We start from the raw sequence: 24,176 nt of genomic DNA, 5'->3' as shown, positions 1-24,176 counted from the left end.
AGCTAGGTAAACTTCGCCAGAGGCTAATGTCCGTAATGGGTGGAAAGCGGACGTTCCTCGAAGATGATCGACCTTCTTCGGAAAGTCGCCAGTGATCGAGAAATCTGGGAGCACCTAGAATCCGATCCGACAGGAGCCACCACGCTTCGCCTCCGCTTCCACGCAAAGGCGGTCGACGAGGCCTTGAGCGCAGTCGGCCGGCGCGAAGCGGAGTTGGCGCTTCACGATCTGGAAATCGCCTGGCGTCAGGCCGCTGACTTCGCCGAGGCTGGGTGGTGCCGGCACGTTGAAGAAGCGCTCGAACGCGCGAGCGGCTCGCGCCGCGCTCATCGGCTCGAGGCGAACCTTGAAGATGAACCGCCGCAGCGTCGCGGGATCGAGCCGCTCGACATGATTGGTGGCCGCAATCACCGGGAGCGGGTGCTGGTCCAGCCACGTGAGCAACTCGTTCACCTGTCCGACTTCCCAGCTGGTTCGCGCGGTCGAACGATCGAACAGCAGCGAGTCCGCCTCGTCGAACAGGAGCAGGGCGCCGCGTTGCCGCGCCTCGGCGAACGCCCCTGCAATCTGCGCCTCGGTCTCGCCCACCCATTTGGAGAGCAGGTCCGATGCACGCTTGACCAGCAACGGCCGGTCAATCGCCTCTGCAAGATGATGCGCGAAGGCCGTCTTGCCCGTGCCCGGCGGACCGCTCAGCAGGATGGAAACGGCATCGTGCTGACCGATCGAGCCGAACAGTGAAGCAATCGGATGGTCGCTTTCGAGCAGATCGAGATCGAAGTCTGCCGGGGCGGGAGGCGCCAATTCCCCGCCGCGCAGCGCCTTGACGAGCGCTTCCGCGGCGGTGGCCCCACCCTCCTCGTCACCGGCAAGGCGACCCGCCCGCGAGGCGACGCGCAGCACGGTGGCCGTTTCCGGCGCCGCGGCGAGCAAAGCCGAAAGCCGCGGACTGGGCACGACCTCTTCTTCCCGCGTCACGCGCGTCAGCATCGCCTGAGCAGCACGGCGGCTCGGCAGGTCAAGCTTCAGGACAAAGCTCATGCGCCGAAGAATGGCGCCATCGACATTACCGATGGCGTTGGTCGTCCAGATCACCGGGACCTTGTTGGTTTCCAGCAGCCGGTTGACGAACACCTTGCTGCCTTCGCGCCGCGAAAACCAATCACCGCCGGACAGCCGCGCGTCGCCGATCAGGTCCTCCATCTCGTCGAACAGCAGGACCGCGCCGCCGCGGCCGGCAAGCAGCCGTTGCGCCAGGCCAAGCGCGGCAATGCGGTCCCAACGGCTGGGCTCATGGCCGTCGTCGTCAGCTTCCCCCACCCCGTGCAAGGCCGCGCCGGCGGCATTGGCGAGAGTTCGCGCGAACTCGGTCTTGCCAGTCCCCGGCGGGCCGTGGATCAGCACGTTGATGCCGGTCGCGCGCTCGTTCACCGCGCCGCGGAGCAAGCGCAACAGAAAGTCTGCGTGCGCGACGTGCGCGAAGTCGGCAAGCGCAAGCGCCGCGGGCTGACGCTTCCCGACCAAGGCCTCGAGCATCTCGGGCCCGCGATTGGGCGCGCGATCGAGCAAGCGTTCCAGTGGCCAGCTGACTTGGACCTCTAACTCTCCCTGGCGGTTCAGTACGAACTCGGCGAGGTCGAGGCGAAGCGGAGCGCTGCGCCGCACCAGACGCTCGGCCTCGTTCGGCTGCGCGCCCGCAACCTCGCCGAGCAGCGCCGGCAGGTGGCGCCCGTGCTTGCCCAGGACCTTCGCCAACAGATTGACGCGGGGCAGGCGGTCGCACGCAACCATCGCCGCCAGCAAGGCAGCGTCGAAGGAAGCGAGCTCGAGCAGCGCGGCAAGCGCGCCGACGAGGTCGAGCGCCTGCGTCTGCTCCTCGACGAGGCGCGGCTCGGCGAGACTGGCGAGCAACGCCGGCCAGTCGAGCTCGCCCTCGTGTCCGGGCGTCAGCCATTCGCTGTGCGGCGTTGCCCATTCGAGCAAGGCCGCCGCGAGGGGCGATGATGCCGGCAAGCCGCCGGCGGTCCGAAGCACCAGGCTTCGAACGATCGAATGTTCGTCCATGATTTTCCCACAAGCCGGGACGCGCCGGGGCGCGCGGCTTCCTCGTTTCAAGTCAGATGAGGTGCGGCAGCCTCGGTCCGGCATGCCGCGCGCGTCGTGGGACGGTTACGCGAAAGGCCGGAGGTCGCTGCTCGTCGCACCGCAGATAGCGGCAAGAACCAGCAATGCATTTCTCCACGCTCGAGTCTGTCGAGCGGCGCGGCCGATAGCAAAAGATCGTTCCGCCTGCAACGTCGGCGCAATCATGGCGCGCTCAACCGGAATGATCAGCCGACGGTCACCGAGCTCCAGTCGAGGCCGAACCGGGCCAGATATTTGCGCAAGCGGTCGGCATCGTTCGCCGACGTCCGCCGGGTGCGCGAGGCGGCGAACAGCGCGCGGCCGGCCTCAGAGAGCGAACGGCTTCGGCGGCAGATGCGGATGGTCTCGGCCAGTTGAACGCGGTCGAACGGGTCGATCGCGGCGAGGGCGTCACCGTCGAGCAAAGCCTCGAGCTCGTCCGCCGCCGCGCTGGTCTGGCCCGACCACAGCCGTTGCAGCCGCGTGATCTCGGCATCGACGCAGGCGAGGTCGATCCGGCCCTTGGGGCTGAGCGTCGCCATACGGGTCACGCTAGCGGCGAGATCGCGGAAATTGCCTGGCCAAGTCGCGTGCGGACCCGTCGCAAAGGCGAGGAAGCGCTGGCGGGCCTCCTTGTTGAAGCTGGCGCGGTCACCCTCGCGTTCCGCGAAGCGATCGAGTTCATAGTCGAGATTGGGTTCGATATCCTCGCGGCGGTCGGCCAGCCCCGGTAGGGTGAACGTCCACAGGTTGAGCCTGGCGTAGAGATCGTCGCGGAAGCTGCCGTTCGCGACCGCCTTGCCCAAGTCCTGGTTGGTGCCGGCGATCAGCTGGAAGTCCGACGCCGCTTCCTTGTCCGCCCCGACCGGCAGGAACCTTTTGTCCTCGACCGCGCGCAGGATCATCGCCTGCTCGTCGAGGCCCAGCTCGCCGATCTCGTCGAGGAACAGCATCCCGTTGTCGGCGGCGCGCAGCAGTCCCGGCCGCTCGGCGACTGCGCCGGTGAACGCGCCCTTGCGGTGGCCGAACAGTGCCGACATCGCCCCATCACCCTTGAGGGTGGCGCAGTTCACCTCGACGAACGGGCCGGCGACCTGATGCTTGAGCTTCTTGAGCTCGTAGATGCGCCGCGCCAGCAGGCTTTTGCCGGCGCCCGTCGGCCCCATCAGCAACACCGGCGCCTTGGAGCGCAGCGCGACGCGCTCGATCTCGTCGATCATGCGGTTGAAGGTGGCGCTGCGGGTGTCGATCCCCGATTTCAGGAACGAAGTACTCTCAGCGCTGGCCGCAGCGAACCGCGTGGCGATGCTGTCGTAGCGCGACAGATCGAGGTCGATGGTGTTCCAGCTGCCGGCCGGGTTGATCGAGCCGCGTTCGGGCTGCGTCTGGAGCAGCTTGCCAGGCAGGTAGCGCGCTTCCGTCAGCAGGAACAGGCAGATCTGGGCGACGTGGGTGCCGGTGGTGATGTGGACGAGATAGTCTTCCAACTCCGGATCGAACGGCTCAGCGCGGGCGAAATCGAGCAGCTTGCCGTACACTTCCTCGAAGTCCCACGGGTCGGTGAAGTCGAGCACGCGCGGGTCGACCTGCGTTTCGGGGGACACGGAGGCAATGTCTTCGGCGACATATTCCGCAAGGCGGCGGTGCCCGGTGCCGTGCAGCAGGATGAAACGGTCGACGCGTAGGTCCTCGTGCATGGTGAGGCCCACGGTGGGCCGCCACTTGTTCCAGCGCGACGGCCCGAACTTGCTGGCATCCAACGTCGAGCCCAGGAATCCGACGACGACCAGCGACTTCATTTGATCTCCACGGATAAAGAACAATTCTAGGCGATAAGAATGTCCGAACACAAGGCGCGATGGCCCAATAAGTATCTCAAGATATTATCGTGCACCTTCAATCGCTTCGCTCATTCCGCACCGAACGAACCGTCATTTGGCACGTCTCGTGCTCATCATATTCCGTCGGTCGAGGCGGATTACTCGATCGATCGCGGAAGCCGGGGCGGTCGGAATGGGCCGGCCGCCCCTCAGGAATTCACAGGGGTGCAGCCCTGACCAGTTGAGGAGTTGGACGATGGCCAACAAGGGACTTTTTGCATCGGCGGTGGCGCGGCTCTTGCCGCGCGCCGACTCGGTGAACCGCGAAGGAGCGCCGGCCTATGCCTATGGGCCGGAAGCGAAGCTCGCGCAGCTTGCCGCGACCGGGACGCTGGCCGACAATTTCTACGGCGTTGCGGAAACGCAGCTCGCCGACGTGATTGCGGCCGCCCGGGCGGTTGATCCTTATTTCGTCGCCCAGGCCGCGGTTTATGCCCGCCGGTCGGGCGCGATGAAGGACATGCCGGCATTGCTCGCGGCCTATCTGACGGTGGCGGCGCCCGATCTTTCGGTCGCGGTCTTCAACCGCCTGATCGACAACGGCCGCATACTGCGCAATTTCGTGCAGATCATGCGCTCGGGTCAGGTCGGGCGGACGTCGCTCGGCTCACGGCCGAAGCGGCTGGTCCAGCGCTGGCTGGAGCAGGCGTCGATGCCGCAGCTGATGGCCGCGGCGACGGGCAAGGACCCGAGCCTCGCGGACGTGGTCCGCATGGTTCACCCCAAGCCCGCCGATGCCGCGCGCAAGGCCTTCTATGGCTGGCTGATCGGGCGTCCCTACGACGTCGCCGCCTTGCCCGCCGAGGTCGCCGCGTTCGAGGCATGGAAGGCCGATCGGTCGCTTCCCCTGCCGCCGGTGCCGTTCGAATGGCTGACCGCCTTTCCGCTCAACGCGGAGGACTGGGCGTTGCTGTCGACGCGGATCGGGTGGCAGGCGCTGCGGATGAACCTCAAAACGTTGGCGCGCAACGGCGCGTTCGCCGTGCCTGGGGTCACTGAGGCAGTCGCTGCCCGCCTCGCCGATCGCGACGCGCTGCGCGCGGTCCGCCCCATGCCCTATCAGCTGATGGTGGCGCTGGGTCAGGCCGGCGAAGGCGTGCCGCTCAAGGTTCAGGCGGCGCTGGAGGAGGCGCTGGAGCTGTCGCTCCGGGGCGTGCCGAAAGTGCCGGGCCGGGTTGTCGTCTGCCCCGACGTGTCGGGGTCGATGAGCTCGCCGGCGACGGGCATCCGCAAAGGCGCCTCGTCGAAGGTGCGGTGCATCGACGTCGCGGCCCTGGTCGCGGCCGCGATGCTGCGGACCAACCGGGACGCCCGCGTGCTGCCGTTCGAACAGACGGTCGTGAAGGTGAAGCTCAACGCCACTGCCCGCGTCGCCGTGAATGCGGCGAAACTGGCGGCGGTCGGGGGCGGCGGGACCAACGTCTCGGCGCCGCTGGCGAAGCTGAATGCGGAACGTGCCCTCGTCGACCTGGTCGTCATCGTCTCGGACAATGAGTCCTGGGTCGACGTCAGCCGGCGCGGTTCGACGGCGACGATGACGGAGTGGACCAGGCTGAAGACCCGCAACCCGGGGGCGAGGCTCATCTGCGTCGACATCCAGCCGTACGGGACCACGCAGGCGCAGAGCCAGGCGGACATCCTCAATGTCGGAGGCTTCTCCGACGCCGTATTCGACACGATCGCGCGCTTCGCCGCCGGCGAGACGCGGGACTGGGTCGAGATCGTCAAGGAGATCGAAGTATAAGAATTGGGTCGTGGCGAATGCTGGTGGGACTACATCCTCCACAAGAAAGGTCCGACGAGTAAAGCGCCCGGAACGCCGCGAGGCCGGACGGGAGATGCGGGTTCGAATCCCGTCGCCGGAACGTAGCTTAAGGACCGCCGTCCTGCCGCTCCTTGTCGCCACGACCCCATTTTCAACACGGCGAATGCCTGTGGAACTACAGGGACTTCAGTGTCGGCGGTTCGAGTCCGCCCGGGCGCAAGCCCGTAGCTCAGCTGGGTAGAGCATGAGGCTGTTTCACGAACCCCTTGTCGCCGTGATCGAGATTTCTCGTGACGAATGCCTGATGGACTACATCGATTATTCATCGCCAGGTCGCGGGTTTGAATCCCGCCGGGTCTTCGTGGACCCGTAGCTCAGTGGGTAGAGCGGGAGCGTCCGTCAAACATCTGGTCGTCACGAACCAACACCAAGCTGGCGAATGCCGGCGAGACTACATCGGTAAGGCCCAAGGGCCGAGCGGTTCGAATCCGCCCCGGAGCAATCCGGGATGTCTCGCCTCCCTCGTCGCCAGCACCGCAATGAACGTCGGCGAATGCTGGCGGGACTACAGGTAGAGCGCCTGCCGAGAGGCAGGAGGTCGGCGGTTCAATTCCGCCTCCGGGCAACCGGATAGCTCAGCAAAATGTCTCGCCACCCCTCGTCGCCGGCACCATGATGAATAGAGGAGGTCGCGATGACCGAGACTTTGTACGACTACCAGCACGTCGAGGGCGGCGTGCCGATCAAGATGTGGACGCGGGGCGTGCCGGTTGAAGACGGCGCCCGGGCGCAGCTCGCCCGCGCGGCGCAGATGCCGTTCGTGTTCAAGCATGTGGCGGCGATGCCCGACGTCCACGTCGGGATCGGTGCGACCGTGGGTTCGGTGATCCCGACCAAGGGCGCGGTGATCCCGGCGGCGGTCGGCGTCGACATCGGCTGCGGCATGATGGCGGCGCGGACCTCACTCGTGGCGAGCGATCTTCCGGACAATCTGGAGGCCATTCGCTCGGCGATCGAGCAAGCGGTGCCGCACGGCCGATCCGTCGGCCGCGGCCAGCGCGATCACGGCTCGTGGGGCAGCCCGCCGCCGCCGATCGTCGAGGCTTGGGCGACACTCGTGCAGCGCTTCGAGCGGATCTGCGAGAAGCATCCCCGGCTCAAGAACACGAACAACCTCGTGCATCTTGGGACGCTCGGCACGGGCAACCACTTCATCGAGCTGTGCCTCGACGAGGCGCAGCGCGTGTGGGTGATGCTCCATTCGGGCAGCCGCGGCGTCGGCAATGCGATCGGCAGCTTCTTCATCGAGCTGGCCAAGCAGGACATGCGCAAGTGGCACATCAACCTGCCCGACCAGGACCTTGCCTACTTCCCCGAAGGGACCGACCATTTCGACGATTATGTCGAGGCGGTCGGCTGGGCGCAGGACTATGCCGCGCTCAACCGGCGAATGATGATGACCAACGTCATCCGCGCCTTGCGGACGCAGATCGCGAAGCCGTTCGATGCGGAGCTGGAAGCGGTGAACTGCCACCACAACTACGTGACGCGCGAGCACCATTTCGGTGAGAATGTGCTCGTGACCCGCAAGGGCGCGGTGCGGGCGGCCAAAGGCGTGCTGGGGATCATCCCCGGGTCGATGGGCGCCAAGTCGTTCATCGTGCGCGGGCTTGGCAACGCGGAATCGTTCGACAGCTGCTCGCACGGTGCGGGCCGGGTGATGAGCCGGACCGCCGCCAAGAAGCTGGTGTCGCTCGACGAGCATATCGCCGACACGGCGGGCGTCGAGTGCCGCAAGGACGAAGGCGTCATCGACGAGACTCCCAAGGCCTACAAGCCGATCGAGGCCGTCATGGCCGCGCAGGCGGACCTGGTGGAGATCGTCCACACGCTCAAGCAGGTGGTTTGCGTGAAGGGCTGATCCTTTCACGCAAACCCATGCCGACGAAGAATTGGTCACAGCGGCCATGATGGAAGCGATGCGACAGATGATCGAGATCGATGGGGCGGAGGGCGAAGGTGGCGGGCAAGTTGTCCGCAACGCGTGCGCCCTGTCGCTCGCCACCGGCCAGCCGTTCCGGATTGTCAGGGTCCGGGGCAAGCGAGACAAGCCCGGCCTGATGCGTCAGCACGTGACGGCGATCGAAGCCGCGCTGGCCATCGGCGGCGCCTATGCCGAGGGCGTCGCCGTCGGCTCGTCCGAGATAAGCTTCACCCCGCGCCCGGTCACGCCCGGCGAATACCGCTTCGCCGTCGGCACGGCGGGAAGCACCAGCCTCGTCTTCCAGACCGTGCTGATGCCCCTGCTGCTCGCCGATGCACCCTCGCGGCTCGTGCTCGAGGGTGGCACCCACAATCTGCTTGCCCCGCCGTTCGAGTTCATCGCCAAGACCTTCGTGCCGGTGCTTCGGCGCATGGGCGCGGGGATCGAAGTGCGCCTCGACCGGCATGGCTTCTTTCCGCGCGGTGGCGGCCGGATCGAGATCGACATCCAGCCGAGCAAGCTCGCCGCCATCGATTGTCTCGAGCGCGGAGCGCTACGCTCGGTGTCGGCGACCGCGATCTTCGCCGCCTTGCCGTTCGACATCGCCGAGCGCGAGCTGAACGCGGCGCGCAAAGTGCTGGCGGATTGGCCTGACGATGCGTTCGGCGTCCGCCAACTTGCCGACGAGCAAGGCCCGGGCAACGCGCTGCTGCTCGACGCCGAATTCGAGCAGGTGACCGAAGTCGTCACCGGCTTCGGCAAGCTTGGCGTCTCGGCGGAGTCATTGGCGAAGAAGGCAGCCAACCGCATGGCGGGCTTTCTTTCTTCGAATGCGTTCGCGGGGCCTTATTTGGCGGACCAACTCCTGCTGCCCTTCGCGCTCGTCGGGGGTGGGAGCTTCACCACCGTAAAGCCGAGCGACCATGCGCGCACGGCAGCCGACGTGATCGCGCGTTTCACCGGCCAGCAGTGGACGTTCGAGCAGCAGCCGGACGGCGGGCATCTCGTCCGTCGAATTTTATGATCAGGCATACTGGCGCTGGAAGCGCTCCGCATGGATCTCCAGCGCCGCCATCCGGCAGCCTCGCACTCTGAGCAATGTCGGCTTTGGGTGGAAAGCGGACGTTGGCTTAGGCTCGTCGAAGGCCGGATGTCCGGGTGCTTTGAGCGCCATCTCACCATGTAAGGTAACGGCGCGATTCTGGTTTTAAAAAGGTATCCACAGCACTGAAATCAAAGCCGCCGTTCTGAGCATCATGCCAAACTGCGACCAGGAAGCCGTTGGCAACGCTGAAGGCCAAGTCCTGCGATCCGTTTCGAATGAGTTACACCGCGAAAGCGAATAATTTTTTCTTGTCAGAACTTGGGACAGATCGCCTGCTTCACCCAATAGCCACACCGATGGCGTTGAATGCAGTAGGCGCGACGTCGTGGGAGTGTCGCGTCAGTCGCCACGTTGCTTTGTCGAAACGCCGTTTTGTTTCAGAAGAGAGTGCTGCCATCATGCGGGCTGCCTCAATTCCCTCCAAGTCAATCTGCTTAGCCATTCGTCGTCGTTTCGCAGCCGCAGCGAATGTCCGCAGTGAGTGGAAATCGGGCATTTGCTTCCTTAGCTTAACCAAAGTGCGCCGGAGGCAAGGTGAAGCGAACGTCAATCGAAAGGGGTCTCGGCTGCGCCGCTGTGCTCCCAGCAACTTTGATCGGATTCGCTGGCCTCATGGATGAGGCGGCCCAAGCGGCTGGCGCGGCTTCTCGGAAATCGTCGGCTGGGTCTTCGTGTGCGGAGGCGTCTGTTTGCTTTTAGGTCATGCATTAAGCAATGCTCGTCGCTTCGACCTTGCTGCCCTCGCCGTCGTGCTGATGGTACTAGTCAGCCTCGCGGCTTTTACCTGACTGCCGTACTGGATCGGACTTGACGCCTTGATGGCTGCCCAAGGGGCGTTCACGAAAGCATTGCATGTTCTTGGGAACCTCGCACCCGTCGTTCTCGTGCTCTCTATAATCTACTTGTTTTGGCTTGGGCGTGCGTCACATTGAGTGTCTGAAATTGGTGGAAAGCGGACCTCAGCGATTAGCATCCGCCCCGCGTGCTGCCCACGCAATGCCGCCGCCCACGCACGCCGAGGAGGTCGCAAGGCTGATGCAGGCGCCTAGTAAGAATCTGCCCCAGTCCCCGACGAAATATCCAGGTAGGGGAACGCCGACGGTGAGGCAAGCCACCACCATACTGCGCTCGACGCGATCCATCCCTTCCCTTTAAAGATCGTCTCTATGTCCTCGATGGGTCGAAAGCTGCCAGTCAGCCAGCAGGCTCAGGCGTTCGTTGGCGCCCCTCGTCGCTCAGGTCGACCTCTCCGTCGGCATTTTGTCCGCGACCCGCTGTCGCCAGGGCGCGGCAAGCGCGTGATAGAGTCGCTCGCGACATAAGAGTGACGACACACCATGGGCGATGAGCGCGGCGAGGAATAGGGGAATGATCAGCCCTCGACTGGCGGTTGCCTCGACGATGATGATGACGGCGGTCAGCGGCGCTCGCACCACGCCGGTGAAATAGGCCACCATGCCGAGCAGGATCACCGCGCCGCCCGGATCGGCGGGGAAGACCGCGCGAAGGATGCCGCCAAGCCCCGCACCGGTGGCGAGCGATGGAGCGAAAATTCCGCCCGGCAAGCCGGAGGCCGAGGTGGCGAGCGTCGCCAGGAACTTGGCCGGACCGAACCACAGGGGCGCCTCACCGCCGTCGATCATCGCGCGCGCCGGCCCATAGCCTGTGCCCCACGTCAGTCCGGTCGTGTATCCGAGCAACGCGACCACAAGCCCGCAGGCGATCGCCCAGACGATGGTCCGGTCGGCGAAGCGCGGCAGGTGCCGTGCGCGCAGCTTGCCTACCCCGAGCAACGCGCGGGCGAAGAGGCCGCCCGCAAGCCCGCCCAGCACCCCCGCGACCGGAGCGATCCGCAGGGTCGCGCCGATCGGGAGGTTGCCGCCGACCGCGCCGAAATAGACATAGTCGCCCGCCAGCCCCAGGCTGACGATGCCGGCCAGCAGGATAGTTGTCATGACGAGGAGCGCGACGCGCTGCTCATATTCGTCGGCGAGTTCTTCGATCGCGAAGGTCACCCCCGCCAGCGGGGTGTTGAACGCCGCGGCAACCCCGGCCGCGCCGCCGGCGATTATCATCGACGATCGCAGCGGCACTCGCAGTAGCCGATGATACCAGCACAAGATCGCCGCCGAGACCTGCACGGTCGGCCCCTCGCGCCCGACCGACGCGCCGAATAGCAGCGCCGCGAGCGTGAACAGACATTTGAGCAACGCCGCTTTGAGCGACAGCAATTGCCGCGCCGCGAACCCCGGATTGTGAGTGGCGGCGATGACCTGGGGAATGCCCGACCCCGCCGTTTCGGGGGCCAGGCGACGGGTTAGCCAGGCGAACAGGCCGAAGCCGAATGGAGTGACCAGCAACGGAAGCCAAGGCGTCGCGCCGATCTGGCGCTCAAACAATCGCGACGCATGGTCGGCCAACCAGGCGAACAGCATCGCGGCGAGTCCGACGCTGATCGCGCCGAAACCCATCGCCATCCGCCGCCGCCACCGTCGTGAGGCAAGCCCGTAGCGGCGCAGCAGCACCCTCGAACGACGATTGGTAAGTAGGCTCATCGGCCGTCTTTAGGGCGCTGTGGAAGGAGTGCCAATCGGCGTCGCCGCGACGTCATCGCGCTCCGCTTGATCGCCGCTTGCGCCATGTTAAGTTCTTGCCCGCCGGCCCTCGCGGCCGTGCCCGTGATATGCGTTGACCTTCATTCGAAAGTGACGCGTCCATGCCGTTCATCCGCCACGCCTTTCTGATCCTCGCCGCCACCAGCCTGCCGACCCTCGCCGTAGCTCAGGCCGCGCCGCCGCTGCGCCAGGTTCCGCTCACCGAGACGGTCCACGGCATCACCCTTCAGGACGAATATCGCTGGATCGAGCAGCCGGCCGCGCTGCCCGAGTGGAACGGCTGGGTCACCGCCCAGTCGCAGCGCACCCGCGCGATGCTCGACGCCCTGCCCGCGCGCGCCGACTATGCCCGGCTGATCACCACGACCTCGTCGAGCCTCGTCCGCCAGGGCGGCTACCAACAGGGCGGCGCCACCGCCATCTGGCTGCGCGCCCTGCCCGGCGAGCAGACCATGAAGCTCATCGTCCGCGATGCCGCCGGCACCCGCGTGCTGGTCGATCCCGCGAAAGTCGCCGGCAACGAACTCGGCGCGATCGGCGCCTTTACCCTCTCCCCCGACGGCACGACCGCCGCGGTCCAGGTCTCGAGCGCGGGCTCCGAAGTCGGGAGCGTCCACTTCTTCGACACCGCCAGCGGGCGCGAGGCCTATCCCGCAATTCCCCACGTCTGGGGCGAGCGCAGCGCGACCTTCCTGCCGAACGGGATGATCGCTTTCACCCAGATGGCGACCAACCCGCCCGACGGCGATCCCCTGAAGGGCATGACCGCCTACCTCCGCCCACTCGCCGGCGGCGCCTCGGTCAAGGTGCTCGGCGCAGGCTTCCCCGGCACCGACGTCACCGACGCCGAATTCCCCGGCGTCTACCACACCGCGCTCAGCCCGTTCGCGCTCGGCTTCGCCGGTGGCGCGCGCGCCGACAACAAGGCGTTCGTCACCCCGCTCGCCAGCCTGCTCGCCGGCAAGCCGACGTGGAAGCCGTTCATCACCCTCGACGACAAGGTCGGCGGCGTCGCCCTGCGCGGCAACACCGCCTTCATGATCAGCGCCCACGACAATGGCGCGCGCGACCTCCTCGCCCGCCCGCTCGGCCCCGACGGCGTCCCCGGCGCCCCGCGCGTCCTGATGCACGGCACCGACCGCCTGATCCTCCAGGACGTCACCGCCACCCGCGACGGCCTCTACCTCTTCGCCAGCACCGACGGCGTCGCCCGCCTGTTCTTTTATCCCGACGCCGCCGGCCCCCCGCGCGAGGTGCCGCTGCCGTTTGAGGGCACCACCGAAGGGTCGGTCCTCAGCGGGGACGAGAGCGCGCTGCTGATGCCGCTCACCGGGTGGAGCCGCAACCTCGCCACCTACCGCATCGCTGGCGGCCAATTGACCCCGACCGGGATCGAATCGGGCGCGTGGAGCGGCGCGTCGAACATCGCGGTCGACCGCTACGAGGCGGTCAGCGCCGACGGCACCAAGGTCCCGCTGGTCGTCACCCGCCTCAAGAGCTCGACCGGCCGCATCCCGACGCTGGTCGAGGCCTATGGCGGCTATGGCATCGACACCTCGACCCCCTTCTACAACCGCAACGGCATGGCGTTCATCGCCCGCGGCGGCGCGATGGCCTATTGCGGCGTGCGCGGCGGCGGCGAGCGCGGGCGCGCCTGGCACGAGGCCGGCCGCGGCCGCAACAAGCCGCGTGGGCAGGAGGATCTCATCGCCTGCGCCGAGACGCTCACCGCCAAGCGCGTCGCCCCGCGGCAGGGCCCGGTGGCGATCGGCTCGTCGATGGCGGGCACGCTCGTCCCCGAGGCGGCGCTGCGCAAGCCGCAGGCGTTCGGCGGGATGATCACCCGGGTCGGCATCGTCAACGCCTCGCGCCTCGCGGCGGCCGAGAACGGCGCCAACCAGATGGTCGAGATGGGCGACCCCGCGGTTCCCGCCCAATATGCCGACCTCGTCGCGATGGACGGCTATCAGCTGATCCCGCGCTCGGCCGCGCTGCCCCCGACGATGATGCTGATCGGGATGAACGACAAGCGCGTCGCCCCGTGGATGACCGCCAAGTTCGTCGCCCGCGCCCAGGCCAAATGGCCGACCGCGCCGATCTGGCTGCGCAGCGACACCCGCGCCGGCCACGGCATGGGCTCGACCGAAGACGTCCGCCGCGACGAATGGTCCGACATCTTCGCCTTCGCCTGGGCCCAGCAGCAGCCGCGCTAGCCGGTCAGCCCGCCCCGTTGCGCCGGCGGTCGAGCGCGATGCCGGCGAGGTTCTGCGCTCGCGGGGTCCAGCGCAGCCGGCGCGGCGGCTGCTTCTCGCAGGCGGCCAAGAACCGCGCCCGATGCGCCCGCGCGGCGGCGGTGCGGCACGGCGCGGCGCCGCTCGCCTGCTCGATCACGCTCCGGCTGTCCCCGACCAGGTCGAAGCTCGCCACCCCCAACCCCTGCGCGACCTTCAGCGCCTCCCCCAGCGCCAGCCACTCGGCATCGCCGCTGCCCCCCTCGCCGAGGTCGTCGAGAAAGGTCACCGCCCCGCGCGCGACCACCGCCACCTCGATCCGCCCCGGGTTCGGCCGGCACCCGCCGTCGAACCAGACCTTGAGCGGCTTAGTCCTCATCGCCCCCGCGCGCGGTAGCGCTCGAGGAAGGCAGTCGAATGTGCCGCCATCCGCCCCTCGCCGATCGCCTCGCGTAAGGCCTGCATCAGCCGCTGGTAGAACCAGATGTTGTGCTGGGTCATCAGCATCGCGCCGAGGATCTCGCCCGAGCGAACGAGGTGGTGGACATAAGCGCGGCTGTAGCCGGTGCAGGCTGGGCACGGGCACCCCGGCTCCAACGGCTCGCGGTCCTCGGCGAAGCGCGCATTACGCAGGTTGATCGGCCCGTCGGCGGTGAACGCCTGCCCCGTCCGCCCGCTGCGCGTCGGCAGCACGCAGTCGAACATGTCGATCCCGCGCCGCACCGCCTCGACGATGTCGTCGGGCTTGCCGACCCCCATCAAATAGCGCGGACGGTCCACTGGTAATTGCTCGGGCGCGAAGTCGAGGCAGGCGAGCATCGCCTCCTGCCCCTCGCCCACCGCCAGCCCACCGACGGCATAGCCGTCGAAGCCGATCTCCCGCAGCCCCTCGGCCGAGGCGCGCCGCATTCCCTCGTCGAGCGCGCCCTGCTGGATCCCGAACAGCGCCGCGCCTGCCGCATGCTCACCGCCGCGGTCGAACTCCTCGCGGCTCCGCTTCGCCCAGCGGATCGAGCGCTCCATCGCCGCCTGCTGCTCGGCCACCGGCGCGGTGGTCGGGACCAATTGGTCGAACTGCATCACGATGTCCGAACCGAGCAGCCGCTGTATCTCGATCGAGCGCTCGGGGCTGAGCAAATGCCGCGTCCCGTCGAGGTGGCTCTTGAAGCTCACCCCCTCCTCGCTGACCTTGGTCAGGTCGGACAGGCTCATCACCTGATAGCCGCCGCTGTCGGTGAGGATGGGCCGCTCCCACCCGCCGAACGCGTGCAGCCCGCCCAGCCGCGCGACCCGCTCGGCCCCGGGGCGGAGCATCAGGTGATAGGTGTTGCCGAGGATGATGTCGGCCCCCGCCGCGCGCACCTCTTCGGGCCGCATCGCCTTCACCGTCGCGGCGGTCCCGACCGGCATGAACGCCGGCGTGCGGATCGTCCCCCGCCGCATGGCGATCGCCCCGGTCCGCGCGCGGCCGTCGGTGGCGGAAATGGTGAAGGCAAAGCGGGCAGACATGACGCGCGCCGCTCTACAGGCTGGCGAGCGACCCGCAAGCCGCGGCGGTCAGCGGGGCAGCTGCGACAGCGGAATGTCGCTGAAGCACTCGCTCGCGCGCACCGGCCAGAACAGCTGATGGCGCTCTGGGGACCGCGAGCGCTCGAGCACACGCAACCAGCCGAAGCCCCGCTCGCCGACGAGCGTCTGTACCCGCGCGCAAGCCGGGGCGTACTCCGCCACCGGGCGCTTGCCGAGCCCGTTGAGCAACGTCCCGTCGGCGCGTTGGTAGACCGCCTGCCGACAATTCTTGCCGCAATTCTCGTAGCTCACCAAGACTCGCTCGGCCGGCGACGCGGAGGCATGAGCGTGGGCACTCAGCGCGCCTCTGGTGTAGCCGACGGCGTAGCCGATCATCCCGACAAGCGCCGCCGCCAGCACCAGCGTCCGCACCCCGACCAGTCGCCGCGAGGTCGCAAGGAAGTCCGCAACGCTGAGCGCCATCGCAGCGGTGCCCGCAAGGAACAACCGGGCCCACGGCTCGCCATGGACATATTCGTCGTTCGTGCTGCCGATGACGATCCAGTGGGCAATTACCAGCAGCACCGGCGACAACAGCAACGCCGACGCCACCGCGCTTTTGCGCAGCGTTCCGGGCGGCAGTGGCTCGCGCCTGATCGGCGTGACCCGGCGCCGCCGCAACCGCGTCTCGTCGGTGCTGCCGCTGTGCTGACCGACGGCATAGGTGGGCGCGCTGGACCGATATTGGTCGAGCGGTTGGAAATCTAGCATGCGCCCGACCTTGCCCCGCAAAGCTTTCGGGCACCCTAAGACGCCACCTTTCAGGCCAAGGATTGTCCCGTTAGGTGCCGCTTATGCTCGACCCCTGGCTCTTCCCCCTCCTCACCGCCGTCGCCTTCGTCACCGGCTTCGTCGACGCGATCGCGGGCGGCGGGGGGCTGATCATGATGCCGGCGCTGCTGATGAGCGGGCTGCCGCCGCTGTTCGCGCTCGGCACGAACAAATTCCAGTCGATGTTCGGGACCGCGGTCGCGATGGGCAATTACGCGCGCAAGGGCCTGATCGACTGGCGCCCCAACCTGCCGACCGCCCTCCTGGTCTTCGCCGGCGCCGCGGCGGGGGCGCTCACCGTCCAGCAGGTCGACGCGCACTGGCTCGCCCTCGTCATCCCGCTGCTGCTGCTCGTGAACGCGCTCTACATCCTCCTCTCGCCGCGGATGACCGACGAGGACGCACACCACCGCGTCACCAGCCTCGGCTACGCCCCGGTCGGCGCCGCCATCGGCTTCTACGACGGCTTCTTCGGCCCCGGCACCGGGAGCTTCTTTTCGAGCACGTTGGTCGCCCTGCGCGGCTACGGCCTGACCCGCGCCACCGCGCTGACCAAATTCTTCAACTGGACCAGCAACCTCGCCTCGGTCCTGCTGTTCGCATTCGGCGGCAAGATCGTCTGGACGCTGGGCGCCTGCATGGCGGTCGGCGCGATGAGCGGCGGCTGGCTCGGCAGCCACTCCGCAATGCGCTTCGGCGCGCGCCTGATCCGCCCGCTGCTGATCGTCGCCAGCGTCGCGCTCACCGCCAAATTGCTGTGGGGCTGGTTCGCCTGAGCATGGCGCTCGCGCGCCCGCAGGCCTACATGGGCCCGATGCCCATCACGGCGGACCAGCGGCGGCAGACGCGGATCGGGCTCGGCCTCGCGCTGCTGATCGTCGCCGCGTTCCTCGCGCTCCACATCATCGCCGTTTTCCTTCTCCCGTGGCGCCCCTCGACCATCGCTCTCGCGCTGCTCCTCGTGCCGCTCCAGACCTGGCTCAGCGTCGGGCTGTTCATCGTCGCCCACGACGCGATGCACGGCAGCCTCGCCCCCGGCCATCCGGCCGTGAACCGCGCGGTCGGCCGGCTGACCCTGTTGCTCTACGCCGGCTTCTGGATGGACCGGCTCTCCCCCAAGCATCACGACCACCACCGCCATGTCGGGACCGAGCGCGACCCCGATTTCGACGCCGCCCACCCGACCCGCTTCTGGCCGTGGTACTTGAGCTTCATGCAGCGCTATTTCGGCTGGCGCGAGGCGCTGGCGATCACCGCGGTGGTGTGGACCTACGTGCTCCTGCTCCACGCCGATGTCCGCAACGTCCTCTTGTTCTGGGCGCTCCCCGCCATCCTCTCCTCGGTTCAGCTGTTCGCCTTCGGCACCTACCTCCCCCACCGCCACGACGCCGACGGCTTCGCCGACCGCCACAATGCCCGCACCAACGACTATGGCTGGCTCGCCTCGCTGCTGACCTGCTTCCACTTCGGCTACCACCACGAGCATCATTTGAGCCCGGGCACGCCGTGGTGGCGGCTGCCTAGCGAGCGCCGCCGGCACCGCGCCGGCCTCGGCCCGGCCTGAGCCGCATGGCGCATTTCGGGCTGATCTGCCCGCCGTTCACCGCGCACCTCGACAGCCTCGCCGCGCTTGGCGAGGAGCTCGTCCGCCGCGGCCACCGCGCAACCTTCGTCTTGAACACCGGCGCCGAGGTGCGCGGCACCTCGCTCCCGGTGGTCCACGTCCCCGCCCGACCCGGCGACCCGGCGGTCGCGCGCATCCTCGCCACCGCCGCGCGCCCGAGCGGCCTCGCCGGCACGCTCCGAACCATCGCCGACAGCGCCGCTTTGACCAGCCAGCTCTGCGCCGGCGGGATGAGCGCAATCCGTGAGCTCGACCTCGACGCCATCGTCGGCGACCAACTCGAGCCCGCCGCCGGCCTCCTCGCCCGCGCCGCCCGCCTGCCCCAGGTCAGCGTCGCCTGCGCGCTGCCGATCGACCACTCTCCCGGCGTCCCGCTCCCCTATCTCGACTGGCCCTACGACCCGAGCCCGCGCGGCCGCGAGCGCGCCCGTTTCGCCCAAAAGGCCGGCGCCGTGCTGAGCTGGCGCCAGCGCGCCGCCCTCATCCGCTGGTCGGGCAAGCTCGGCCTGCGCCGCACCCTTCGCACCCCGCAGGACTGCCTCGCCCCGCTCCAGCTCGCCCAGGTCGTGCGCGGCTACGACTTCCCCCGCCCCGACCCCGCGCCCTTCCACGCGGTCGGCCCGCTCCGCAGCGCGCAAGCCAGCGAAGCGCTACCCTTCACCCCCGACCCGAGCCGCCCGCTCGTCTTCGCCACCTTCGGCACCCTGCAAGGCGGCCGTCCCGAGCTATGGCGACGCCTCGCCACCGCGGTCCACGCCGCCGGCGCCCAGCTCGTCATCGCCCACGGCGGCCAGCTCACCGCCGCCGAGGCGCGCGCGACCGGCGCCGACCACGTCCACGCCTTCCTCCCCTACAGGGCCGTCCTCCGCCACGCCGCATTGTGCATCGGCCACGGCGGCAGCAACCTTGTCCTCGACGCGCTCGCCTGCGGCGTGCCTTTGCTCATCAAGCCGTTCGACTTCGACCAGCCCGGCAACCTCGCCCGCGTCCTCCACCACGGCCTCGGCGAGCGGCTGGTCAACAAGGAGATCGCGCTGCAAATCCGCCGCCTCCTCGCCGACGACCGCACCCGCGTCCGCTGCCACCGCCTCGCCCAAGAGATCGCCGCGGCAGGCGGCACCCCCCGCGCCGCCGACCTCGTCGAGACCGTCCTGCCCTAGCCGTTCGGCAGCAGCAGGCTCGAATCCCCATAACTGTAAAAACGATAGCCCTCAGCGATCGCATGGGCATAAGCCGCGCGCATCGTCTCCAACCCCATCAGCGCCGACACCAGCATGAACAGGGTCGAGCGCGGCAGGTGAAAATTGGTCATCAGCCCGTCGACCGCCTTGAAGCGATAACCGGGCGTGATGAAGATGGCCGTATCCCCCGCGAAGGGCTGCACGGTCCCGTCCTCGTTCGCCGCGCTCTCGAGCAGCCGCAGCGAGGTCGTCCCGACCGCGATCAGCCGCCCGCCCGCCGTCCGCGCGGCGTTCAAGCGCGCGGCGACCTCGGGCTCGATCCGCCCCCACTCGGCGTGCATCTTGTGCTCGGCGGTGTCGTCGACCTTCACCGGCAGGAACGTCCCCGCCCCGACGTGCAGTGTCAGCGTCTCGCGCCCCACCCCCGCCGCATCGAGCGCCGCGATCAGCTCGGGCGTGAAGTGTAGCGACGCGGTCGGCGCCGCCACCGCCCCATCTTGGCTCGCGAACATCGTCTGGTAATCGGCCGCGTCGGCGGCATCGATCGCCCGCTTCGACGCGATATAGGGCGGCAGCGGCATCGTCCCCGCGCGGTGGAGCAGCACCTCGACCGGCTCCTCCCCGCCGAAGCGCAGGAGCACCGCCCCGTCGTCGCCCTTGGCCTCGGCGACCGCCTCGACCCCGCCGCCGAAGGTCACCGTGTCGCCGACCCGCACCCGCTTGGCATTGCGGACGAACGCCCACCAGGCGCGCAGGTCGTGGCGCTTGTGCAAGGTCGCCCCGATGCTCGCCTCGCCCCGCCGCCCTTCGAGCTGGGCGGGAATGACTCGGGTGTCGTTGAACACCAGCACGTCGCCTTGACGGAGCAGCTGCGGCAGCTCGCGCACAGTCCGGTCGGCCAGCCCCGCCGGGGTCACGCTCAGCAGCCGCGCGCTGTCCCGCGGCCGCGCCGGGCGCAGCGCGATGCGCTCCTCGGGCAGCTCGAAATCGAACAGGTCGACCTTCATGGCCGCCTCGGCGACGCGCCTACTTCTTCGGCGGCGCCGGCGGCGTCGGGGCCAGCTGGTCGGCGGTCCCTGGCCGGCTCGGCGCGGGCAGCTCGGCCGCAACCGTCGCGCCCAGCGTGGCCCGGACGATCTTGGTCGGATCGGCGGGCGGTTCGCCCGGCGCGATCTGGTCGACGAAGCTCATCCCCTGCACCACCCGGCCGAAGATCGTATATTTGCCGTTGAGCGAGCCCTTGGGCCCGAACATGATGTAGAACTGGCTGTTGGCGCTGTTCGGGCTCTCGGCGCGGGCGGCGGCGACGCTGCCGCGCAGGTGCGGGATCGAGTTGAACTCGGCCGGCACGTCGGGCAGGTTCGAGCCGCCGGTCCCGTCCCCCTTGGGGTCGCCGCCCTGGGCCATGAAGCCCGGGATCACGCGGTGGAACACCAGCCCGTTGTAGAAGCCCTGGCTGACCAGCTGCTTGACCCGCGCGACCATCTGCGGCGCGGCGTCGGGGCGCATCTGGACGACCACCCGGCCGCCGTTCGACAGCTCGAGGTTGAGGAGGTTCGACGGGTCGGCGGTGACGTCGGCGGGGGCGTTGATCGGCACCGTGCGGACCGCCGGCATCGGCTCGGGCGCGGGGGTCGGCGCCGCGGCGGGCGCAGGCGCGGGCGCCGGATTCTCGGTCACCGGCGGGGCCGGGGTCGGCGGCGGCGCGACCTGGGCGGGCGCGGCCGGCGCCGGCGCGGTCGCGGGCTGGGCGGACAAAGTGGAACCGGCGAACAGCGTCGCGGCGGCGGCGGCAAGCAGAGTAAGGCGCAACGTCATATTCCCCGAACTAACCTTGGTGACCCAACCGCGCCGCCACCTCGACGGCGACGGAGGCGGGCACGAACTTGTCGATGGCGCCGCCGTAGCGGGCGATTTCTTTCACCAGCCTTGACGCGATCGGCTGCAGCGAGACGTCGGCCATCAGGAAGACCGTCTCGATCCGGTCGTTCAGCTGCTGGTTCATCCCCGCCATCTGATACTCATATTCGAAGTCGGCGACCGCGCGCAGCCCGCGCAGGATCATCGTCGCCCCCTCGCGCTCGGCGAAATCCATCAGCAGGCTGTCGAACTCGACCACGCTGACATTGGCGATGTCCGCGCTTTCGCGCCGGACCATCGCCATCCGCTCGGCGACCGTGAACATCGGCTCCTTCGACGGATTGGTGGTGACCCCGATTACCAGCCGGTCGGCCAGCCGGCTGCCCCGCCGGATGATGTCGAGATGCCCGAGCGTCAGCGGATCGAAGGTTCCCGGATAAACGGCGGTGCGGCTGGTCATGGTTCTAGCGGTCCCGCTCGACGGCGTAGCGCGCGATGGCGCGGAGCAGGTCAGCCTCCTCACCATGATCATGGAGATGCTCGATCGCCTGCTCGACGAGCATCGCCGCCTGTGCCCGCGCGCGCTCCTCGCCGAGCAGCGAGACGAAGGTCGCCTTGCCCGCTTCGGCATCCTTGTGGAGCCGCTTGCCCGCCGCTTCCTCGTCGCCGCCAAAATCGAGCAGATCGTCGGCGATCTGGAACGCCAGCCCGACGTTGCGCGCATAGCCCTTGAGCGGCACCCGCGCCTCGGGGGCGAGCCGGGCCATGATCGGCGCCGCCTCGACCGCATATTCGATCAGCGCGCCGGTCTTGAGGCTCTGCAGCCGGGTGATCGCGCCCAAGTCGAGCGTCTCGCCCTCGGCAGCGAGGTCCATCATCTGCCCGCCGGCCATGCCGTCGATTCCCGACGCGCGGCTCAGTTCGAGCACCAGCTCGGCGCGGACATAGGGGTCGTCGTGGGTGGCGGTCTCGGCAAGCAGCTCGAACGCCAGCGCGTGGAGGCAGTCGCCCGCCAGCACCGCGGTCGCCTCGTCATAGGCGCGGTGGACGGTCGGCTTGCCGCGGCGCAGGTCGTCGTCGTCCATGCAGGGCAGGTCGTCGTGGATGAGGCTGTAGACGTGGATCGCCTCGACCGCCGCCCCGGCGCGCAGCGCGCGGCCTTCGTCGAGCCCGAACAGCCGGGCGGCGGCGACGGTCAGCAGCGGCCGCAGCCTTTTGCCGCCGCCGATAGCGGCATGGCGCATCGCGCTGCATAGCCGATCTCGCCCGTCGCAGCGGTCGGCCAGTGCGCCCAGGAAAATCTCGTCCACCGCGGCCGAGACGCGCGCGGCCTCGCCCGTCAGGTCGACCTCGGCCAGCGTCGCCACTTTAGCTCCCGTCAAACGGCACCGTCCCGTTGGGCTGGCCGTCCGGTCCGAACGCGATCGCCTCGATCCGCGCCTGCGCCGACTTGAGGCGCTCCTCGCACAAGCGCTTGAGACGGTCGCCTTCCTGGTAGAGGTCGATCGACTGGTCGAGCGGCGCCTCGCCCCGCTCGAGCACCCGCACGATCTCCTCGAGCCGCTGCAGCGCGGCTTCGAAACTAAGCTGTTCGGGTGCGCCGGTCATGGCAGGAGGCGTGGCCTAGGTCAGAGGGAGAATCAAGCACCCAACCCGCTCGTCCTGAGCGGACCCCGGACTTGATCCGGGGGAAGTCGAAGGGCGCTTCGCGAAACGCCCTTCGACTGCAGCCTGCCGGCTTCCGCTCAGGACGAGCGAAAACCGAACGGATCATTCCTACTCCGGCTTGCGGAACGGGTCGGCGATGCCCGGCATGATCTCGCCCGGGGCCAGCCCGCGCTCGTCGCGCTGGGCGTCGAGCAGCGCCGCGTCGGCCTCGCGGGCGTGGCGCTCGCGCTCGGCGCGCAGCTCCTCGATCAGGGCGGCGCGGTCGGTGTCGAGGCGGCCGTCGTCACGCTGCTCAGTCCCGGCGGCCTTCTGCGCCTTGGCCACCGCCGCATCCAATTCGCGCTGGCTGGTGAGGCCGAGCGTCACCGGGTCCTTCGGCTGGATGTTGGCGATGTTCCAGTGGCTGCGGTCGCGGATCGCGGCGATGGTCGTGCGGGTGGTGCCGATCAGCTTGCCGATCGCGCCGTCGGTCACTTCCGGATGATTGCGGATGATCCAGGCGATGCCGTCAGGCTTGTCCTGCCGCTTCGAGACCGGCGTATAGCGCGGGCCCTTGGTGCGGGTGACGGGGTCGGGCGCCTTGTGCATCTTGAGGCGATAGTCGGGGTCGGACTGACCCTTCTCGATTTCCTCGTGGGTCAATTCGCCCGAACGGATCGGGTCGCGCCCTGTCAGCTTGGTCGCCGCCGTGTCGTCAGCGATCGCCTGGACCTCGAGGATGTGAAGGCCGCAAAAGGCCGCGATCTGCTCAAAGGTCAGCGCGCTATTGTCGACCAGCCAGGCGGCGGTCGCGTGCGGCATCAGCGGGGTGGGCGTGGGCGCAACGGCCATCGCGAAAAACTCCAGACATGAAAAGGGCCGCCCCATCCGGAGCGGCCACACCATGCCCATTCGCTTACGCCCGTCGGCGGCCAAGGACAAGGCTCGCCTTGTTTTTGGCATTTGGCGGATTACAATGCGACAAATGGCGGAAACTTCATCGGTGAGTGAGCTGGCGCGGGTCGATTCCTCGCGCCACCTTGCGGCGGTCGAGGCCGGTCTTCCGGTCAAGATGCTCCGCGTCATGATGCGCGACTACGGCCTTACCCTCACCAATCTCGCCGGGGTGATCGCCGTCCGCCGCACCCTCGAACGGCGCCTCGACAGCGGCGAGCGTTTCACCCTCGAGGAGAGCGAACGCCTCGCCCGCCTCGTCCGCGCCCTCGACCTGGCGGGGGAGATTTTCGACGACCGCGCTCGCGCCCGCGAGTGGCTGACCGACGTCAAGCATAGCTTCGGCGACCGCAGCCCCCTCTCCCTCCTCAAGACCGAGGCCGGCGGTCGCTGGGTCGAGGAACGCCTGCTCCAGCTGAAGTACGGCATCTACTCTTGATCCTCTGGCGCGTGTCGGGGTTCGCCGACTTGAGCGGCGCCGGCGGCCTCTATGTCGGCGGCCGCTGGCACAGCCGGGGCAAGCCGATCGTCTACGCCGCGGAATCGGTCGCGCTGGCGCTGCTCGAAGTGCTTGCGCAGGTCGAGGACCGGCTCGAACTTCCCCCGCGATTCCAGTTGCTTGAGATCGAAGTCCCCGACGACCTCAAGGTCAGCCGGTGGGACGAGCCCCTCCCCGCCCTCGCCGACAGCCGGGCGTGGGGCGATGCGTGGCTGGCGGCGGGCGCAACCCCGCTCGCCCGCGTCCCCGCCGCGGTCGCACCGCACAGCACCAATTGGCTGCTCAACCCCGCCCACCCCGACGCCGCTTTGTTCGTGCTGCGCACCGACGCCGAATGGGACTGGGACCCGCGGCTACGCGGCTAGCG

22 protein-coding genes and 1 tRNA gene are annotated in these 24,176 nt (G+C 68.4%); 10 read left to right on the top strand and 13 right to left on the bottom strand.

The genetic code is table 11. From position 1 onward, the window contains the following. Positions 1-114: 114 nt before the first annotated feature. Entirely contained in the window at positions 115-2,148 is a 2,034-nt protein-coding gene (locus tag GCU42_RS01360) for an AAA family ATPase (RefSeq protein WP_246165641.1), read from the bottom strand. 182 nt (positions 2,149-2,330) lie between these two features. After that, positions 2,331-3,923 carry an RNA repair transcriptional activator RtcR gene (rtcR, locus tag GCU42_RS01355; RefSeq protein ID WP_114228191.1) on the bottom strand — a complete coding sequence of 531 codons (1,593 nt, stop codon included), beginning with the start codon at positions 3,921-3,923 and terminating at the stop codon, positions 2,331-2,333. 277 nt (positions 3,924-4,200) lie between these two features. Between rtcR and GCU42_RS01350 the strand changes: the two genes are divergently transcribed. From GCU42_RS01350 to rtcA, 4 genes are all read left to right on the top strand, one after another. Continuing rightward, a complete protein-coding gene (locus tag GCU42_RS01350) occupies positions 4,201-5,748 on the top strand; it encodes a vWA domain-containing protein (RefSeq protein WP_114228192.1) in 1,548 nt (515 codons plus the stop codon). Positions 5,749-5,987: 239 nt separating this feature from the next. Further along, positions 5,988-6,126 (top strand) — tRNA-OTHER (locus GCU42_RS01345). 337 nt (positions 6,127-6,463) lie between these two features. Next, a complete protein-coding gene (locus GCU42_RS01340; RefSeq protein ID WP_114228193.1) occupies positions 6,464-7,690 on the top strand; it encodes an RtcB family protein in 1,227 nt (408 codons plus the stop codon). A gap of 67 nt (positions 7,691-7,757) precedes the next feature. Next, complete coding sequence (rtcA, locus tag GCU42_RS01335; protein WP_114228396.1) at positions 7,758-8,777, top strand: RNA 3'-terminal phosphate cyclase; 1,020 nt, start codon at positions 7,758-7,760, stop codon at positions 8,775-8,777. A gap of 358 nt (positions 8,778-9,135) precedes the next feature. On the opposite strand, the gene GCU42_RS01330 is transcribed toward rtcA, so the two are convergent. Next, positions 9,136-9,354, bottom strand: a complete 219-nt coding sequence (locus GCU42_RS01330) for a hypothetical protein (protein WP_152569412.1) — start codon at positions 9,352-9,354, stop codon at positions 9,136-9,138. Between the two features lie 739 nt (positions 9,355-10,093). Then, the gene (locus tag GCU42_RS01325; protein WP_114228194.1) at positions 10,094-11,413 is read right to left on the bottom strand and encodes a chloride channel protein; all 1,320 of its coding nucleotides are present in this window, start codon (positions 11,411-11,413) and stop codon (positions 10,094-10,096) included. Positions 11,414-11,574: 161 nt separating this feature from the next. Between GCU42_RS01325 and GCU42_RS01320 the strand changes: the two genes are divergently transcribed. Further along, positions 11,575-13,686: a prolyl oligopeptidase family serine peptidase gene (locus GCU42_RS01320; RefSeq protein ID WP_114228195.1), complete on the top strand. Its 2,112-nt coding sequence runs from the start codon at positions 11,575-11,577 to the stop codon at positions 13,684-13,686. A gap of 4 nt (positions 13,687-13,690) precedes the next feature. On the opposite strand, the gene GCU42_RS01315 is transcribed toward GCU42_RS01320, so the two are convergent. From GCU42_RS01315 to GCU42_RS01305, 3 genes are read right to left on the bottom strand one after another with little or no spacing between them, the layout of a single operon-like run. Further along, positions 13,691-14,083 (bottom strand): ribonuclease HI, encoded by a 393-nt coding sequence (locus GCU42_RS01315; RefSeq protein ID WP_114228196.1) that lies wholly within the window; start codon positions 14,081-14,083, stop codon positions 13,691-13,693. Further along, positions 14,080-15,213, bottom strand: a complete 1,134-nt coding sequence (gene tgt, locus GCU42_RS01310) for a tRNA guanosine(34) transglycosylase Tgt (RefSeq protein WP_114228197.1) — start codon at positions 15,211-15,213, stop codon at positions 14,080-14,082. The genes GCU42_RS01315 and tgt overlap by 4 nt, the downstream gene beginning before the upstream one ends. Positions 15,214-15,261: 48 nt before the next feature. Beyond that, the gene (locus GCU42_RS01305) at positions 15,262-15,984 is read right to left on the bottom strand and encodes a hypothetical protein (protein ID WP_152569411.1); all 723 of its coding nucleotides are present in this window, start codon (positions 15,982-15,984) and stop codon (positions 15,262-15,264) included. A gap of 83 nt (positions 15,985-16,067) precedes the next feature. Here GCU42_RS01305 and GCU42_RS01300 point away from each other — a divergent pair, with 83 nt between their 5' ends. From GCU42_RS01300 to GCU42_RS01290, 3 genes are read left to right on the top strand one after another with little or no spacing between them, the layout of a single operon-like run. Then, on the top strand, positions 16,068-16,820 hold the full coding sequence (locus GCU42_RS01300; protein WP_114228199.1) for a TSUP family transporter: 753 nt from the start codon (positions 16,068-16,070) through the stop codon (positions 16,818-16,820). Positions 16,821-16,858: 38 nt separating this feature from the next. Then, positions 16,859-17,608 (top strand): fatty acid desaturase, encoded by a 750-nt coding sequence (locus GCU42_RS01295; protein WP_114228397.1) that lies wholly within the window; start codon positions 16,859-16,861, stop codon positions 17,606-17,608. A gap of 5 nt (positions 17,609-17,613) precedes the next feature. Then, on the top strand, positions 17,614-18,828 hold the full coding sequence (locus GCU42_RS01290) for a glycosyltransferase (RefSeq protein ID WP_114228200.1): 1,215 nt from the start codon (positions 17,614-17,616) through the stop codon (positions 18,826-18,828). Here GCU42_RS01290 and queA read toward each other — a convergent pair. The 6 genes from queA to GCU42_RS01260 all read right to left on the bottom strand — a co-directional run bounded on the left by queA (position 18,825) and on the right by GCU42_RS01260 (position 23,178). Further along, on the bottom strand, positions 18,825-19,856 hold the full coding sequence (gene queA / locus GCU42_RS01285) for a tRNA preQ1(34) S-adenosylmethionine ribosyltransferase-isomerase QueA (RefSeq protein WP_114228201.1): 1,032 nt from the start codon (positions 19,854-19,856) through the stop codon (positions 18,825-18,827). The two genes, GCU42_RS01290 and queA, sit on opposite strands and share 4 nt — an antisense overlap. Before the next feature lie 19 nt (positions 19,857-19,875). After that, positions 19,876-20,667, bottom strand: a complete 792-nt coding sequence (locus tag GCU42_RS01280) for a peptidylprolyl isomerase (protein ID WP_114228202.1) — start codon at positions 20,665-20,667, stop codon at positions 19,876-19,878. A 10-nt stretch (positions 20,668-20,677) separates the two neighbouring features. Next, positions 20,678-21,169 (bottom strand): pantetheine-phosphate adenylyltransferase, encoded by a 492-nt coding sequence (coaD, locus tag GCU42_RS01275; RefSeq protein WP_114228203.1) that lies wholly within the window; start codon positions 21,167-21,169, stop codon positions 20,678-20,680. 4 nt (positions 21,170-21,173) lie between these two features. Next, on the bottom strand, positions 21,174-22,076 hold the full coding sequence (locus tag GCU42_RS01270) for a polyprenyl synthetase family protein (RefSeq protein ID WP_420496921.1): 903 nt from the start codon (positions 22,074-22,076) through the stop codon (positions 21,174-21,176). A gap of 1 nt (position 22,077) precedes the next feature. Further along, a complete protein-coding gene (locus GCU42_RS01265) occupies positions 22,078-22,317 on the bottom strand; it encodes an exodeoxyribonuclease VII small subunit (RefSeq protein WP_114228204.1) in 240 nt (79 codons plus the stop codon). Between the two features lie 168 nt (positions 22,318-22,485). Next, positions 22,486-23,178, bottom strand: a complete 693-nt coding sequence (locus GCU42_RS01260; protein WP_114228399.1) for a DUF1013 domain-containing protein — start codon at positions 23,176-23,178, stop codon at positions 22,486-22,488. Between the two features lie 163 nt (positions 23,179-23,341). Here GCU42_RS01260 and GCU42_RS01255 point away from each other — a divergent pair, with 163 nt between their 5' ends. After that, positions 23,342-23,749 carry an antitoxin Xre/MbcA/ParS toxin-binding domain-containing protein gene (locus tag GCU42_RS01255; protein ID WP_162789273.1) on the top strand — a complete coding sequence of 136 codons (408 nt, stop codon included), beginning with the start codon at positions 23,342-23,344 and terminating at the stop codon, positions 23,747-23,749. Continuing rightward, the gene (locus GCU42_RS01250) at positions 23,746-24,174 is read left to right on the top strand and encodes an RES family NAD+ phosphorylase (protein WP_114228206.1); all 429 of its coding nucleotides are present in this window, start codon (positions 23,746-23,748) and stop codon (positions 24,172-24,174) included. The genes GCU42_RS01255 and GCU42_RS01250 overlap by 4 nt, the downstream gene beginning before the upstream one ends. Positions 24,175-24,176 lie beyond the last annotated feature (2 nt).

This window comes from Sphingomonas ginsengisoli An et al. 2013 (genome assembly GCF_009363895.1).
Classification (GTDB): Bacteria; Pseudomonadota; Alphaproteobacteria; order Sphingomonadales; family Sphingomonadaceae; genus Sphingomicrobium; species Sphingomicrobium ginsengisoli.
The sequence above is the reverse complement of the archived record's forward strand: the minus strand, read 5'-3'. Positions and strand labels throughout refer to the sequence as shown.

Bases quoted from the DNA above. Each gene is read 5' to 3' on its own strand.
- GCU42_RS01265 (WP_114228204.1), bottom strand. From the start codon at position 22,317: ATGACCGGCGCACCCGAACAGCTTAGTTTCGAAGCCGCGCTGCAGCGG.
- queA (WP_114228201.1), bottom strand. From the start codon at position 19,856: ATGAAGGTCGACCTGTTCGATTTCGAGCTGCCCGAGGAGCGCATCGCG.
- tgt (WP_114228197.1), bottom strand. From the start codon at position 15,213: ATGTCTGCCCGCTTTGCCTTCACCATTTCCGCCACCGACGGCCGCGCG.
- GCU42_RS01330 (WP_152569412.1), bottom strand. From the start codon at position 9,354: ATGCCCGATTTCCACTCACTGCGGACATTCGCTGCGGCTGCGAAACGA.
- GCU42_RS01350 (WP_114228192.1), top strand. From the start codon at position 4,201: ATGGCCAACAAGGGACTTTTTGCATCGGCGGTGGCGCGGCTCTTGCCG.
- coaD (WP_114228203.1), bottom strand. From the start codon at position 21,169: ATGACCAGCCGCACCGCCGTTTATCCGGGAACCTTCGATCCGCTGACG.
- GCU42_RS01360 (WP_246165641.1), bottom strand. From the start codon at position 2,148: ATGCCGGACCGAGGCTGCCGCACCTCATCTGACTTGAAACGAGGAAGC.
- GCU42_RS01315 (WP_114228196.1), bottom strand. From the start codon at position 14,083: ATGAGGACTAAGCCGCTCAAGGTCTGGTTCGACGGCGGGTGCCGGCCG.
- GCU42_RS01290 (WP_114228200.1), top strand. From the start codon at position 17,614: ATGGCGCATTTCGGGCTGATCTGCCCGCCGTTCACCGCGCACCTCGAC.
- GCU42_RS01260 (WP_114228399.1), bottom strand. From the start codon at position 23,178: ATGCCGCACGCGACCGCCGCCTGGCTGGTCGACAATAGCGCGCTGACC.
- GCU42_RS01280 (WP_114228202.1), bottom strand. From the start codon at position 20,667: ATGACGTTGCGCCTTACTCTGCTTGCCGCCGCCGCCGCGACGCTGTTC.
- rtcR (WP_114228191.1), bottom strand. From the start codon at position 3,923: ATGAAGTCGCTGGTCGTCGTCGGATTCCTGGGCTCGACGTTGGATGCC.
- GCU42_RS01340 (WP_114228193.1), top strand. From the start codon at position 6,464: ATGACCGAGACTTTGTACGACTACCAGCACGTCGAGGGCGGCGTGCCG.
- GCU42_RS01325 (WP_114228194.1), bottom strand. From the start codon at position 11,413: ATGAGCCTACTTACCAATCGTCGTTCGAGGGTGCTGCTGCGCCGCTAC.
- GCU42_RS01320 (WP_114228195.1), top strand. From the start codon at position 11,575: ATGCCGTTCATCCGCCACGCCTTTCTGATCCTCGCCGCCACCAGCCTG.
- GCU42_RS01255 (WP_162789273.1), top strand. From the start codon at position 23,342: ATGGCGGAAACTTCATCGGTGAGTGAGCTGGCGCGGGTCGATTCCTCG.
- rtcA (WP_114228396.1), top strand. From the start codon at position 7,758: ATGATCGAGATCGATGGGGCGGAGGGCGAAGGTGGCGGGCAAGTTGTC.
- GCU42_RS01295 (WP_114228397.1), top strand. From the start codon at position 16,859: ATGCCCATCACGGCGGACCAGCGGCGGCAGACGCGGATCGGGCTCGGC.
- GCU42_RS01300 (WP_114228199.1), top strand. From the start codon at position 16,068: ATGCTCGACCCCTGGCTCTTCCCCCTCCTCACCGCCGTCGCCTTCGTC.
- GCU42_RS01305 (WP_152569411.1), bottom strand. From the start codon at position 15,984: ATGCTAGATTTCCAACCGCTCGACCAATATCGGTCCAGCGCGCCCACC.